Below are 14978 nucleotides of genomic sequence, written 5' to 3' on the forward strand. Positions count from 1 at the left end.
GCGTTATGTCATCGGATGATAATCTATGGCAGGGGCTGCGGCTGATCGCCCGCTACCACGGTACGGCGGTGAATATCCGCGCCCTGCGTGAGCAATTTTTTGTCGATGCGGAACATCACATCACCCTGCAACTGGTACGTGCGGCCCGCCATTGTGGCTTTCGTTGTCGCTACTATCCCCGCCTGCACGTTACCTCGCGCTTACCTCTGCCGGCGCTGGTTCATTTACCCGATCGGGGATATAGCGTGCTGTTGGCGGTTAAGGACGGGCAATGGCTGGTTCAGGAGATCGATCGGCCGCAACCCTCCGTGTACTCGCCTGTGGAAGGGGCCAGGGTAGGCGGTTTTTTATTTAGCCAACGCTTCTCTGTGGAAAAGCTGGTCAGCGAGTTCAATCTGCGCTGGTTCTGGCAGGCATTTATGCAGTATCGCAGGCTGGTTGGTGAAGTCTTGCTGGCCTCATTTTTTATTCAATTGCTGGCATTAGTCACCCCCCTTTTTTTCCAGGTCGTGGTCGATAAGGTTTTGGCCCATCAGAGTCTGACGACGCTGGACGTCCTGGCGCTGGGAATGCTCGGTATTACCGTTGCTGAAGTCGTACTGGATGGACTACGAACTTACCAGCTGGCGCATACCGCGCAAAGAATTGATGTCACCTTGAGCTCATTGCTCTTTCGTCATCTCCTGGCGCTGCCGCTGGCGTGGTTTAAAGAACGACAGGCAGGCGTTACCGTAGCGCGGGTTCACGAACTCAAAACGGTACGGGAATTTCTCACCGGCAGCGCTCTGACGCTCTGTACCGACCTGCTCTTTATGGTGCTCTTCTTCGTCGTCATGGCGCTCTACAGTATTCCATTGACTCTTATCGTCATTATTTCACTGGTTTTTTACGCCATTTTATCGGCGCTTATCACGCCATCTCTGCGCCGTCGTCTCAACGATCAGTTTCGCCAGGGAGCGCAGAATCAGGCTTTTCTGGTGGAGAGCATCACGGCGATCGAACCGCTGAAAGCGATGGCGGTTGAGCATCATATGGTCCGTCGCTGGGATACCCGAATCGCCGCTTTTGTCAGCAGCAGCTTCAGAACGCAGAATTTGGGGAATATTGCCGGGCAGATTTCCCGCTTTATTAGCCGGGCAACCAGCGTGGCTATCCTGTGGTACGGCGCGCAGCAGGTTATTCAGGGCGACATGACGGTCGGCGCGCTGATTGCCTTTAACATGTTTGCCGGCCAGGTTACCGCGCCGGTGCTGCGCCTCGTACAGCTATGGCAGGACATACAGCAGGTCTCGGTTTCCATCAAACGGCTGGGGGATATTCTGAATATGCCTACCGAGCAACAGCCTGCGAGCGGCATCGTTCTCGCCCGGATGAAGGGGGCGGTAAGGTTCGCCGGGATCAGTTTTGCCTATCATCCCGGCGGCGCTCAGGTGCTGAACAGCGTGACGCTATCCGTGCGGCCAGGCGAGGTGATTGGCATCGTAGGGCGCTCGGGATCGGGTAAGAGTACGCTGGCGAGACTGATGCAAAGGCTGTATTTACCCTCGGCAGGCCAGATATTTATTGATGGCACGGATATCGCTCATACCGATCCGCAATGGTTGCGCCGTCAGGTTGGCGTCGTGTTACAAGAAACTCTGCTTTTCTCCGGCACCCTGCGGGAGAATATCGCCCTTGCCGTACCCGATGCCTCGCAGCAGCAGGTCATGGCCGCTGCCGCGCTGGCCGGCGCCCATGAGTTTATCAGTGAACTTCCGATGGGCTATGACACACCGGTTGGCGAACACGGCGGGCAACTTTCCGGCGGGCAGAAACAACGTATCGGCCTTGCCCGCGCCCTGATAACTGACCCGAAGGTATTGATTCTCGACGAAGCCACCAGCGCGCTGGATTACGAGTCTGAACGGATTATTCACCACAATATGGCGGAAATCTGTCGGGGAAGGACGGTATTCATTATTGCTCACCGCTTGTCCGCCGTGCGGCTGGCCGACCGTATTATCGTGATGGAAAGGGGCGGGATCGGCGAGCAGGGAACGCATGCTGCACTCCTTACGCAGAACGGTCTGTACGCACGTTTATATGCGCTACAGCAGGGGATGGTCGGATGAAGCGCTATCGGGAATTTCTCCCCGCGGTGCTGGAGGTTCAGGATACGCCGCCTTCGCCTGCGGGCAGGGGCATCATCTGGTGCGTGATGTTGACGATGTCCGCGGCGTTCTTATGGGCGGCCTGGGGTAAGGTTGATATTGTTGCCGTGACGCAGGGGAAAATTGTGGTGAGCGAACTGTCGCGTCCGGTGAATGCCGCGGTCACCGCTGAAGTCGCGGCGGTGATGGTGCGGGAGGGGATGCACGTGGCTCAGGGCCAGCCGCTGATCAAATTTAACGATGGTCATTTGCAGGCGCAAATAAAAGAGAACTGGCTGCGCCAGCGTATTAACCGGTTTCACATTGCGCGTCTGACCTTGCTTAACCGTTATTATCATCAGGGGATCGTTACCGCTCAGCTTTCTCCCGCGTACCAACAAGAGGATGTCGCGCTGGCGGAACAGGCGGCGTTGCGGCTAACGGCGGAAATCGAGGCGGACCGTCGTGAAAAAGCGGTGTTTGACAGCAGAAGAGCGGTACTGCTGGCGCAGCTGGCCGAGGGGCAGGGAGAAAAAGCGCTGGCTGAAAAGCTGCTGCCGGTTTTCAGAGAACAATATCAGGCGCTGGAATCGCTGTATCAAAAGAAGCTCACCAGTCGGGACAGCCTGCTGGAGAGTGGGAAAAAATATACCGAGTCCCGGCATCGGGTGGTGGCCGCAGAAACTCGTTTACAGGAGGTACGCGACAGTCTCCATCAGACAGAGCAGGAAGCCTTGGCCAGAACGGCCGATAAAACCAACGCCCTTGCCAAAGAGAGCGCTGAGCGCAGCGATGAAAACCGGGTGCTGGAAACCCAGTTAAGCCAGCTCCAGTCCCTGAGCGCGCAATACCTGTTGCGCGCGCCGGTCAGCGGAACGGTGGAGTCTTTGGTCTTCAGGGATGCGGGCGGCGCCGTGGAGCCCGCGCAGGAGCTGCTGAAGATAGTCCCGGATAGCGGTGAACGGGTGGCGGAAGTCATGGTCAGGAACCAGGATGTCGGTTTTCTTCGGCCCGGACAAAAAGCGGCGGTGAAAATCAGTACCTTTGACTTCACCCGCTATGGGTGGGTGACGGGAGAGCTCCGGCAGGTCTCGGCTGATGCCGTTGAAGATCGGGAGCTGGGGTTGGTTTATCGGGCGGTGATTTCCCTGAAACAGCGAACGTTGATGGTGGAAGGAGAGGAAAAACCTCTTGAACCGGGGATGCAGGTTACCGGTGAAATAAAAACGGGACGCAGAACAATCCTGAGTTATCTGCTGAGTCCCGTTATGGAAGCGCTGGATGGGGTGGGTAAACAGCGCTAGTAACGGCTTTTCGCTTAAAGCCGTTACCGTATGCCGTGTTCGATTAGCGCGTCGCCGCCTTCAGGCTCTGCACGAATGCTTTGAGCTCGGCCAGCATGGTCTGCGGATCGTTAACGTTGCGCTCGATGATCTTCACGATCGCCGAACCGGAAATCGCCCCGGCGGCCCCGGCTTCAAGCGCGGCGCTCACCTGCTCCGGCGCGGAGATGCCAAAGCCCTGCAGCGGCGGCGCGGCGTTATATTCGGCCAGCTTTTCCACCAGGTGGTGCAACGGCAGCGCGGCGCGGTTTTCCGCTCCGGTCACGCCGGCGCGCGACAGCAGGTAGGTATAGCCGCGGCCCCAGGAGGCAATCTGGCGCAGCAGGTCATCATCGGCGTTAGGCGGGCAGATGAAGATCGGCGCGATATTATGGCGCAGCGCCGCCTGACGGAATGGGGCTGACTCTTCAATCGGGACATCGGCGACCAGCACCGAATCGACGCCCACGCGTTCGCACTGGGCATAGAATTCGTCGATACCCGGGCTGAATACCAGGTTGGCGTACATCAGCAGGCCAATCGGGATAGTCGGGTGTTTGTGGCGAATCGCCGCCAGCATTTCAAAACATTGCGCCGGGTTAACGCCTGCGGCAAAGGCGCGCAGGGTCGCGCCCTGAATCGTCGGGCCATCCGCCAGCGGATCGGAGAACGGAATCCCCAGCTCCAGTGCGTCGGCGCCAGCTTCAATCAGCGTATCGATGATCTTCAGCGACAGCTCAGGGTTCGGATCGCCGAGGGTGACGAAGGGAACAAACGCGCCTTCCTGGCGGGTTTTCAGTTGTGCAAACAGCGTCTCATAACGTTCCATCAGATTTCCCCTCGCGCTTTCAGAATATCGTGTACGGTGAAGATGTCTTTATCGCCGCGGCCGGACAGGTTAACCACCAGCAACTGCTCTTTCTCCGGGTTTTCGCGCATCATTTTCAACGCATGCGCCAGAGCGTGAGAGGACTCCAGCGCCGGAATAATCCCTTCATGGCGGGAGAGCGCTTTGAAGGCTTCCAGCGCTTCGTTATCGGTAATCGACACGTAATCGGCGCGGCCGGTACTGTTGAGGAAGGCGTGCTGCGGGCCAACGGACGGGAAGTCCAGACCGGCGGAAATGGAGTAGGATTCCTCAATCTGACCGTCTGCGGTTTGCATCATCGGCGACTTCATCCCGAAGTAGATGCCGACGCGACCGTGTTTCAGCGGCGCGCCGTGCTCACCGGTTTCAATCCCATGACCCGCAGGCTCTACGCCGATCAGACCGACGTTGGTTTCATCGATAAAGTCAGCAAACATGCCGATAGCATTAGAGCCGCCGCCGACGCAGGCAATCACCGCATCCGGCAGACGACCTTCTTTTTCGAGAATTTGCGCTTTGGTCTCTTCGCCAATCATGCGCTGGAATTCACGCACGATGGTCGGGAACGGATGCGGGCCCGCTGCGGTACCGAGCATATAGTGCGCGGTCTCGTAGCTACCGGACCAGTCGCGCAGCGCTTCGTTACAGGCATCTTTCAGCGTGGCGGAACCGCTGTGCACCGGAATCACTTCGGCGCCCATTAAACGCATGCGGAACACGTTCGGCGACTGGCGTTCAACGTCTTTTGCGCCCATATAGATGCGACACTTCAGGCCGAGCAGGGCGCTGGCGAGTGCGGATGCCACGCCGTGCTGACCGGCGCCGGTTTCGGCGATAATTTCGGTTTTACCCATTCGTTTAGCCAGCAGCGCCTGGCCCAGCACCTGGTTGGTTTTGTGCGCGCCGCCGTGCAGCAGATCTTCGCGCTTCAGATACAGCGTGGTGCGGGTTCCCGCGGTCAGGTTACGGCATTTGGTCAGCGCCGTCGGGCGACCGGCGTAGTTTTTCAGCAGATCGGTAAATTCCGCCTGAAACGCAGGATCTTTCTGCGCGCTGACGAACGCTTCTTCCAACTGGCGCAGGGCAGGCATCAGAATCTGCGGGACATACATACCGCCAAATTCGCCAAAGTAGGGATTAAGTAAAGTGCTCATTATTGCTCCTTAATATGCGCGCAGTGTTTGAAACACCGAAGCCAGTTTGCTGGGATCTTTAATACCCGGCTGTGACTCTACGCCTGAATTGAAATCGAGTCCGGCACAGCCGCTTTTCGCGGCTTCTACACAGTTATCGGCACCCAGGCCGCCTGCCAGAATGACATTACGCAGGTCCTGGCCCTGCAGCAGCGTCCAGTCGAAACGCTGGCCGCTACCGCCCTGGCCATTATCGAATACATACTTGTCGACATGGGCGAAGTTGCGCGCGGGCAGGGTATCGCTGACGCTGAGGGCTTTCCAGATCTGGACGCTGTCCGGCAGCGCGGCGCGTAGAGCGTCGATATACGTCTGGTCTTCGCTGCCGTGCAGTTGAACGGCAGCCAGCTGCAGATTGTCAGTCCGGACAACGATCTCTTCTACCGGGGCATCACGGAATACGCCAACGTAGCGCAGCGGGGCGGACTGAATAATCTCTTGCGCCTGGACATCGTTCACGGCGCGCGGCGAGGAGGGCACAAAAATCAGCCCGCCATAAATCGCTCCGGATTCACAGGCGATCTGCGCATCCTGAGGACGGGTCAGGCCGCAGACTTTATTCTCGCCGAGCAGCACGCGCTTCACGGCGGCATCAAGATCGGCCTGTTCCATCAGGGCGGAGCCTATCAGGAAACCGTTGGCAAAATGGCTGAGCTCGCGCACTTCGGCGTAAGTATGGATACCGGATTCGCTGATAACCGTCACATCATGATCCAGGCGCGGCGCCAGCTGGCGGGTGCGGTTCAGATCAATCGACATATCGCGCAGGTTGCGGTTGTTAATCCCGACCACTTTGGCCTTCAGCGCGATGGCGCGCTCCAGCTCCTCTTCGTTGCTGACCTCGGTCAGCACGCCCATGTTCAGGCTATGGGCCACGGCAGCAAGCTGGCGATACTGGTCGTCGTCAAGCACCGACAGCATCAGCAGGCAGGCGTCGGCCTGGTAATAGCGCGCCAGGTAGATCTGGTAAGGATCGATGGTGAAATCCTTGCACAGAATCGGCTGCGGCGCGATGGCGCTGACGATCGGCAGAAAGTCGAAGCTGCCCTGGAAATATTTCTCGTCACACAGAACGGAGATGGCCGAGGCGTAATTTTTATAGACACCGGCGATGGTCGCCGGGTCAAAATCCTGGCGAATCAGTCCTTTCGACGGAGACGCCTTTTTGCACTCCAGAATGAACGCGGTGCGGGTACCGGCGAGCGCATCGTAAAAATTACGCTGAGTCGGGACGACGTCGTTCTGAAAACTGGCTAACGGTTGCTGTTGTTTGCGGGCTTCTACCCAAATCGCTTTGTCGGCAACGATTTTTGCTAAAACGGTCTGCATTGTTTACCCTCTTGCCGCTAATGCGGTCACTCTGTCATAGGCCGCTCCGCTGCGCAGCACATTGATCACCTGCTGAGCGTTGGCCTTCAGGTCTTCGTGGCCGTACAGGCGCATCAGCATGGCGACGTTGGCGGCGACGGCGGCTTCGTGAGCGGCTTCACCTTTACCTTGTAGCAAGCGCGTCAGAATGTCACGGTTTTCTTCCGGCGTGCCGCCAGCCAGCTGCTCCTGATGGTAAGGGGTAAGACCAAAGTCATTGGCTGTCAGCTGATAGCTTTTGATTTCCCCGTTATTCAGCTCGGCGACGACCGTCGGCGCATGCAGCGACACTTCATCCATCCCGCCGCTGTGAACCACCGCGGCACGCTGGTAGCCCAGCACGCGCAGGGTCTCGGCAATCGGCAGCACCAGTTCCGGGCTGTAGACGCCAATCAGCGCCAGCGGCGGATGCGCCGGGTTAATCAGCGGCCCGAGCACGTTGAACAGCGTGCGGGTTTTCAGCTGCTGGCGAACCGGCATCGCATGGCGGAAACCGGTGTGATACTTCGGTGCAAACAGGAAGCAGACGCCCAGTTCATCCAGCGCGGCGCGGGACTTATCGGCATGCATATCCAGGTTGATACCGAACGCCGCCAGCAGATCGGAAGAGCCCGACTTGCTTGAGACGCTGCGGTTGCCGTGTTTGGCGACTTTCAGGCCGCAGGCCGCGGCCACAAAGGCGCTGGCGGTGGAGATGTTGATGCTGTTGCTGCCGTCGCCGCCGGTACCGACGATATCGGCGAACAGGTAATCCGGACGCGGGAACGGCGCGGCGTTTTCCAGCAGGGCGGTGGCGGCGCCGGCAATCTCTTGCGGTTGTTCACCGCGCACCTTCATGCTCACCAGCGCGGCAGCCAACTGCTCGGGTTTGACCTCGCCGCGCACCACCGCAGAGAACAACTGGTGACTTTCCTGCTGGCTCAGGGTTTCCGCCTGATACAGTTTTTCGAGGATCGGCTGAATCACGTTGGTCTGTTCGAGTTTCTGTAGCGCCCATGCCAGGGTCTGCTCCAGCAGACGTGCGCCCTGGGTGGTGAGAATCGACTCCGGATGGAACTGGAAGCCGCAGACGCGGTCGGCATCATGACGCACCGCCATGACCATCCCGTTAAAGTTGGCGTTAATGGTCAGCCCGGCCGGAATATTGCTGCCGACCAGCGAGTGATAGCGCGCCACCGGCAGCGGGTTGCTCAGCCCGGCAAACATTGCCTGACCGTCATGTTCGATGCTGGAGGCTTTGCCGTGGAGGATTTCGCCAGCCTGGCCCACGTAGCCGCCGTAGGCTTCCACAATGGCCTGATGGCCGAGGCAGATACCGATGATCGGCAGCTTGCCGCGCAGCCGGGTCAGCAGCTCCGGCATGCAGCCGGCTTCGCTGGGGGTACCCGGCCCCGGGGAGAGCATCAGTACCGGGTTGTCCATAGTGCCGATACGCTCAATTAAGGTCTGTGCCGGAACCGAGTTACGGTAAATCACCACGTTATGGCCGTTCGCGCGCAGCTGGTCTGCCAGGTTGTAGGTAAAAGAGTCGATATTATCGAGCAGCAGAATGTCGGCCATCAGAAAGTCTCCTTAGCGTGGTGGGCCTGAGCGATTGCGCGCAGCACCGCGCGAGCTTTATTGCGGGTTTCATCCGCTTCGGACTGAGGCACTGAATCCAGAACAATACCGGCGCCAGCCTGGACGGTGGCGATGCCGTCCTGCACGTAGGCAGAACGAATCACGATGCAGGTATCAAGGTCGCCGTGGGCGGTAAAGTAACCCACCGCGCCGCCGTAACTGCCGCGGCGTTTGCCTTCGGCGGCGGCGATAAGCTGCATGGCTCGGACTTTCGGCGCGCCGCTCAGGGTGCCCATATTCATACAGGCGCGATAGGCGTGCAGCACGTCGAGGTCGCTACGCAGTTCGCCAACCACCCTGGATACCAGGTGCATCACAAAGGAGTAGCGGTCTACTTTGGTCAGGTCGGCGACGTAGCGGCTGCCCGGCGTACAGATTCGCGCGAGGTCGTTACGCGCCAGGTCAACCAGCATCAGATGCTCGGAAAGCTCTTTATGGTCGGTGCGCATTTCCAGCTCGATACGGCTGTCGAGATCGCGATCCAGCGATCCGTCGGCACGGCGGCCGCGCGGGCGGGTGCCGGCAATCGGGTAGATCTCAATCTGGCGGCTGACGGCGTCATATTTCAGCGAGCTTTCAGGCGAGGCGCCAAACAGAGAGAAGTCGTTATCCTGCATAAAGAACATGTACGGGCTGGGGTTGCTCTTTTTCAGAACGTCGTAGGCCGCCAGCGCCGACGGGCAGGGCAGAGAGAAGCGACGGGACGGCACAACCTGGAAGATTTCACCGGCGCGAATGGCGCGCTGCATTTTGCGTACCACCGCACCGTACTCTTCATCGCTTTGATCGCAGTCGCAGGTCATCGATTCAACTTTGGTCACCGGCAGCGGCGCAGGCGGCTCGTTAAGCTGCTGGCGAAGCTGGGCAATTCGCTGTACCAGACGCTGTTTTTCATTTTCCAGCGGGGTGAACAGGCTCGACTGAATGCGGGTATTTTTGGTTTGATGGTCGATAACCAGCAGGGTTTCGGCCAGATAGAAGCAGTAGTCCGGGCAGGCGGTGTCGCTTTCCAGCGCCGGCAGATTTTCAAAACCGGCCACCAGGTCATAGGCAAACAGGCCGCCGAAGAACATCGCTTCGCGCTCGTCCGACGGGACGGTCACCAGCTCCTGCAGCAGACGGAAGGCGTCGAAGACTGATAAAGAGCACAGGCGAGCATCTTCATCCAGCAGCGCGCTGACGGGCGGGAAGGTCAGGATCCGGCTGTTGGGCTGACGCTGATTGCCGATGCCCGAAGGCAGGGTGTTATCCAGTAAATCCAGCAACGCCGCGCCGTTAGCGGACAGCGCCTGTAAAGTGACGGTGTCACCTAGCGCGGTAATGCGCAGCGCGCTGTCCACCAGCAGCAGGCTCTTTAAATCATCTTTGCTGTCGATATCCGCGGACTCCAGCAGCAGCGTGGCCGGGCGAGCGCCGCAAAGCTGGTGGAACAACGCCGTGGGATTCTCGCGGTAAATGGCGTCGCTGGTGAGAAGCTCAAGTGCCGGTTTTGATGTTTGCATTATTGTTGTCGCCTTTCGGTATTATAATTTGTCCAATAAAAAGCCCGCTCATTGGCGGGCCGGGTATCTGTATGCTGAGTGCAAAACGCGATCACGCCGCCCGATATCAGGAGGTGCGCCACCAGCCGTGCAGAGTGATATATTGCGTTGTCATCGTGATACCCCTTCATGTGAACTTGCGTACTAGTTAACTGGTCCAGAGGAATAAAGTCAACCCCTGTTTGCAGATTTTCTCCGTGAGTCGTTATGATAATGCGCTAATTTAAGCCCATGTCCAGCAGGAGTCTCTTTGAGCGACACCCAATACGCAGTGATTTACGATCTGCACAGCCATACCACCGCCTCTGACGGGCGGCTGACTCCGCAAGAACTGGTTCATCGCGCTCACCAGATGCGCGTCGGGACGCTGGCGATTACCGACCACGATACCGTGGCGGCGATCCCCGCAGCGCGTGCCGAAATCGCCCGCGCCGGTTTACCGCTTACGCTGGTGACCGGGGTGGAAATTTCAACATTGTGGGAAAACCACGAGATTCATATTGTCGGGCTGAATATTGATATTGCGCACCCGGCGCTGACCGCGCTTCTGGAAGAGCAGAAGGCGCGTCGCCAGCTGCGCGCGCAGATGATCGCCGAGCGGCTGGAGAAAGCGCGGATTTCTGGCGCCTGGGAGGGCGCCATGAAGCTTGCCGACGGCGGGGCGGTCACCCGCGGACATTTCGCGCGCTTCCTGGTGGATGCCGGGCATGCCAGCAATATCGCCGACGTTTTTAAAAAATACCTCGCCCGCGGGAAAACCGGATACGTTCCGCCGCAGTGGTGTACAATAAAACAAGCGATTGATGTCATTCATCATTCTGGCGGCAAAGCGGTTATCGCCCATCCCGGGCGTTACGACCTCTCCGCCAAGTGGCTGAAACGGCTGTTGGCCCACTTCAGCGAGCAGGGTGGCGATGCGATGGAACTGGCGCAATGTCAGCAGGCACCCCATGAACGTACGCAGCTTGCCGCGTATGCCGCGCAGTTTGGTCTTCTGGGTTCGCAAGGCTCTGATTTTCATCAGCCTTGTCCGTGGATCGAACTGGGCCGCAAACTTTGGCTACCCGCTGGTGTGGAAGGGATCTGGCACAGCTGGGAAACGGCCGCAGAATAAAATTGAGAGGGAAGTATGAGCCAGTTTTTTTATATCCATCCGGACAACCCGCAGGTACGGTTGATTAACCAGGCGGTGGAGATTGTGCGTAAGGGCGGGGTGATCGTTTATCCCACCGATTCCGGTTACGCGCTGGGCTGTAAGATTGAAGATAAAGGCGCGATGGAGCGTATTTGCCGTATTCGTCAGCTGCCTGATGGCCACAACTTCACGCTGATGTGCCGCGATCTGTCGGAGCTGTCCACCTACGCGTTTGTCGATAACGTGGCGTTTCGCCTGATTAAAAACAACACTCCGGGCAACTACACGTTTATCCTCAAAGGGACCAAAGAGGTACCGCGTCGCCTGCTGCAGGAGAAGCGTAAGACCATCGGCATGCGCGTGCCGTCGAACCCGATAGCCCAGGCGCTGCTGGAGACGCTCGGCGAACCGATGCTGTCGACCTCGTTGATGCTGCCGGGCAGCGAATTTACCGAATCCGATCCCGAAGAGATCAAAGACCGGCTGGAGAAGCTGGTGGATCTGATTATCCACGGCGGCTATCTGGGTCAGCAGCCGACCACCGTTATCGATCTGACCGAAGACGCGCCCGTGGTGCTGCGCGAAGGCGTCGGCGATGTGAAACCGTTCCAGTAAACCCTTTCCTCCGGGCGGGACTTCCGCGACCGCCCGGCCTTAGCGCACCGCCCAATGTTTATTTCAAGAGAATAGTGGTGTTGTGGTGGGTTATTTCCATTACGACTCGCATCCTGCTGGCGATATCTGCTGAAAACAGCGCGCTAACAGCATCCTAATATCATGCGTCAACCGACAAAATATCCTTCCGGTTATTTTTAGAGGGAGAGCCACTATTGCCGCCGGGGAGTCTGGATATGACAGACCTTGTTAACCCTCCACAGGTTTCGCTTACTTTGAGATGGCATTTCTGTCTTAACAGAGACCAGAATCTGGCTGCGGCTAGTACCGCTGGGCGCAATATCTTCAGCGGGCAGGGAATGGATTTCGCTGAAAGGTGACGAAAAAGTGTTCTTCACCTCGGCGCGGCTGGCGATGCCCTGCAGGGAAGCAGCGGCTGGTCAACTTAACGATGAGAAAGGGGATTTCGGCACCACTATGTAAACAAATTTAAATTCTCTTGTTAAAAACCACTGTATTTGTGAGGTTGTTCACTGTTCCCATTCAGCTTTTCCTTAACATTAACTACACATGTTCAGTCAGCGCTTTTATTCTCATCACCCGTTGTCCTGGGATGCTAAGCCGCTGATAGGGTCATCTGGCGTTTAAACACAGTAATGAACAGTATAACAATCACATTGATTAATAGAGGATGAGTCATGTCGACATATTATTTTCTGCCTGCACGAAATATATTTGGTGAAGGCAGTGTGCAGGAAGCGGGTACTTTGGCAAAAACGTTAAATGTAAAAAAAATCCTTATTGTCACCGACGCGTTTCTCGAAAAGAACGGCATGGCGGATAGTGTTGCGAAAATCTATCAAGAAGCCGGGATCGATGTATATATATTTGGTGGCGCAGAGCCAAACCCCACGGATAAAAACGTCGCGGCAGGCATCGAATGCTATCGTGAACACGGTTGTAACGGGATTGTTTCACTCGGTGGCGGTTCCTCTCATGACTGTGCGAAAGGCATCGGACTGGTCGCGGCAAATGGCGGAAAGATCAGTGATTATGAAGGGGTGGATAAATCCAACAACGATATGATTCCGTTGATGGCTATCAATACCACCGCAGGTACAGCCTCCGAAATTACCCGTTTCTGTATTATTACGGATACCAGTCGCAAGGTGAAAATGGCGATCGTGGACTGGCGTGTAACCCCGCAAATTTCTATTAACGACCCGGTATTAATGGTTGGAATGCCGCCTTCTCTTACCGCCGCCACCGGCATGGATGCGCTGACTCATGCTATCGAAGCCTACGTGTCGACAATGGCTAATCCGCTGACAGATGCTGCCGCATTACAAGCTATTAAGATGATTACTCAATATCTGCCCAAAGCGGTAGCGAACGGTGAGTATATGAAGGCAAGGGACAATATGGCCTATGCCCAGTACCTCGCCGGGATCGCGTTTAATAACGCCTCGCTGGGCTATGTACACGCGATGGCGCACCAGTTGGGCGGATTCTATAACCTTCCTCATGGCGTATGTAACGCTATTCTCCTGCCTTACGTCGAATCTTTTAACCTGATTGGGAATCTTAATCGCTTCCGCGATATTGCAGAAGCCATGGGGGAAAAAGTCGCAGGACTGTCGACCGATGAAGCGGCAGTGAAAGCGATTGCCGCCATCCGTCGTCTGAGCAAACAGGTTGGCATTCCCGCCGATCTGAAAAGTCTGGGGGTCAAAACTGAAGATTTTGCCATTATGGCGGAAAATGCCAAAAAAGATGTTTGCCAGCTAACTAACCCAAGAAAAGCGACGAAAGAGCAGATCATTGAGCTTTATCGTCAAGCTTATGAAGGCGAAGGCTCGCTCTAGACAAGCGCTGTTGTCGCATTCACTGAGGATTTATTACCCCTTACAGGTAATAAGTCCTCAGGCCAGCTTATCGTTGATTAACACTTCCCGCTATCAACCAGGCTTATATTGTCTTTAATAGACATCCCCTGCAAAAATTTTTACAGTAACCCCTCTGGAGAGAAAACGAGTATTACAATAAATCCTAAGGCGTCAGTCCGTCCTTGGACCGTTCAGATTTTGGGGACAGAGAGCTTGCCTGTACTGATTATGGTGACTTCGTGGCGTAAGGGGGCGGAATGAACGATATTGAATTTAAAAAAATTTATTTGTCGCTTCCGATTGCTGCATGCGTCATTGATCGATCCTTATGTTTTGTTGCCGCGAACTCGATGTATGCGGATCTCATGCGCGCGCCGCTGGAAAGCATACCCGGCCGCTCTATGATTGGCTTTAACCCGCCTGAACACATCAGTAATGTTCGTCGTGACTTTGCAATATTAGATGAAGGGAAACAGCTCCAGGATCATGAAATTGAGTTGTGGGATGGGAATTATTGGGTATCGGTCCGGCCTGTCGTGGAGGAGGCTGACGCGCGGGTTATGTGTATTTCGGTGACGTTAACCAATATTACCCATCATATGCAAAAAGAAGAAACGCTCCATCAGCTCATTGGGCAAATGTCTATCGTTAATCAGGAGATTCAACGATTATCAGAAACCGATGCGCTTACCGGCCTCGGAAACCGTCGGGCTCTGGATGCGATACTCAAGCATGAAATGACAAATATATTTCAGGTATCGGGTAACATTTCCGTATTAATTATTGATATCGACTATTTTAAAGGCTTCAATGACACCTACGGACATCTTGCCGGAGATGATTGCCTTCGCTGTATCGCCGAGGTGATTCAAAAAAGCCTTCACAATCCTACGTACGTTGCAACCCGGTTTGGTGGCGAGGAGTTTGTGGTAGTCCTGCCTCATACCGCCATCGAGGAGGCGAATTTGCTTGCCGAAACGATACGGCGCCAAATCGCGGCGATGGGACTTGCAAACCTCAGTAGCCCGTACAAGGTCGTCACGGCAAGCGTGGGAGTCGCAAATTATAATACTTCAGGCGAAAACGCCGGCAATGAAGCGGAGATCATGCAGTGTCTTTTGGCTGGGGCTGACTCGGCACTCTATGACGCAAAACTTCATGGCCGCAACAAGGTTTGTCTTCTTCGCTAACGTCTTTCAGGTCGTACTTCCTGAATCACTCCGTACTCTACTTTTACGTTGGGCCTTTGCCGCGGGAGCCCGGCACATGAAGGCGAACAGGACGGCTGGTCTCTATCGCCG

11 protein-coding genes and 1 other annotated feature are annotated in these 14978 nt (G+C 56.4%); of the genes, 6 read left to right on the top strand and 5 right to left on the bottom strand.

The window, feature by feature from the left end; all coding sequences use genetic code 11:
* The first annotated feature begins 5 nt into the window (after positions 1-5).
* Positions 6-2111 (top strand): type I secretion system permease/ATPase, encoded by a 2106-nt coding sequence (locus FNY10_RS05625; RefSeq protein ID WP_160703696.1) that lies wholly within the window; start codon positions 6-8, stop codon positions 2109-2111.
* Positions 2108-3433, top strand: coding sequence for an HlyD family type I secretion periplasmic adaptor subunit (locus tag FNY10_RS05630; RefSeq protein ID WP_160703694.1), 1326 nt, complete (start codon positions 2108-2110; stop codon positions 3431-3433). The genes FNY10_RS05625 and FNY10_RS05630 overlap by 4 nt, the downstream gene beginning before the upstream one ends.
* A 43-nt stretch (positions 3434-3476) precedes the next feature.
* Here the strand turns inward: FNY10_RS05630 and trpA are convergent, their stop codons facing one another.
* Genes trpA through FNY10_RS05655 form a run of 5 tightly spaced genes read right to left on the bottom strand, consistent with a single transcriptional unit; the run spans position 3477 to position 10002 of the window.
* Positions 3477-4280 (bottom strand): tryptophan synthase subunit alpha, encoded by an 804-nt coding sequence (gene trpA, locus FNY10_RS05635; RefSeq protein WP_160703692.1) that lies wholly within the window; start codon positions 4278-4280, stop codon positions 3477-3479.
* Positions 4280-5473, bottom strand: coding sequence for a tryptophan synthase subunit beta (gene trpB / locus FNY10_RS05640; RefSeq protein ID WP_131050222.1), 1194 nt, complete (start codon positions 5471-5473; stop codon positions 4280-4282). Before trpB ends, trpA begins: the two co-directional genes overlap by 1 nt.
* Positions 5474-5482: 9 nt before the next feature.
* Positions 5483-6841, bottom strand: a complete 1359-nt coding sequence (gene trpCF / locus FNY10_RS05645) for a bifunctional indole-3-glycerol-phosphate synthase TrpC/phosphoribosylanthranilate isomerase TrpF (RefSeq protein ID WP_160703690.1) — start codon at positions 6839-6841, stop codon at positions 5483-5485.
* A 3-nt stretch (positions 6842-6844) separates the two neighbouring features.
* Positions 6845-8440: a bifunctional anthranilate synthase glutamate amidotransferase component TrpG/anthranilate phosphoribosyltransferase TrpD gene (gene trpD, locus FNY10_RS05650; RefSeq protein WP_100683965.1), complete on the bottom strand. Its 1596-nt coding sequence runs from the start codon at positions 8438-8440 to the stop codon at positions 6845-6847.
* Positions 8440-10002, bottom strand: a complete 1563-nt coding sequence (locus tag FNY10_RS05655) for an anthranilate synthase component 1 (RefSeq protein WP_131050219.1) — start codon at positions 10000-10002, stop codon at positions 8440-8442. Before FNY10_RS05655 ends, trpD begins: the two co-directional genes overlap by 1 nt.
* Positions 10003-10036: 34 nt before the next feature.
* Positions 10037-10132, bottom strand: a sequence feature (Trp leader region).
* A gap of 159 nt (positions 10133-10291) precedes the next feature.
* Here FNY10_RS05655 and rnm point away from each other — a divergent pair.
* The 4 genes from rnm (at position 10292) to FNY10_RS05675 (ending at position 14867) form a co-directional block, all read left to right on the top strand.
* Entirely contained in the window at positions 10292-11155 is an 864-nt protein-coding gene (gene rnm / locus FNY10_RS05660) for an RNase RNM (RefSeq protein WP_160703688.1), read from the top strand.
* Positions 11156-11170: 15 nt separating this feature from the next.
* Positions 11171-11791 (top strand): L-threonylcarbamoyladenylate synthase, encoded by a 621-nt coding sequence (locus FNY10_RS05665; protein ID WP_100683962.1) that lies wholly within the window; start codon positions 11171-11173, stop codon positions 11789-11791.
* 698 nt (positions 11792-12489) lie between these two features.
* Positions 12490-13656, top strand: coding sequence for an iron-containing alcohol dehydrogenase (locus tag FNY10_RS05670; RefSeq protein ID WP_100683961.1), 1167 nt, complete (start codon positions 12490-12492; stop codon positions 13654-13656).
* Positions 13657-13934: 278 nt separating this feature from the next.
* Positions 13935-14867 carry a sensor domain-containing diguanylate cyclase gene (locus FNY10_RS05675; protein ID WP_160703686.1) on the top strand — a complete coding sequence of 311 codons (933 nt, stop codon included), beginning with the start codon at positions 13935-13937 and terminating at the stop codon, positions 14865-14867.
* Positions 14868-14978: the final 111 nt, after the last annotated feature.

The sequence above is a fragment of the Klebsiella sp. Lac1 genome (assembly GCF_009825425.1).
GTDB lineage: Bacteria > Pseudomonadota > Gammaproteobacteria > Enterobacterales > Enterobacteriaceae > Klebsiella > Klebsiella electrica.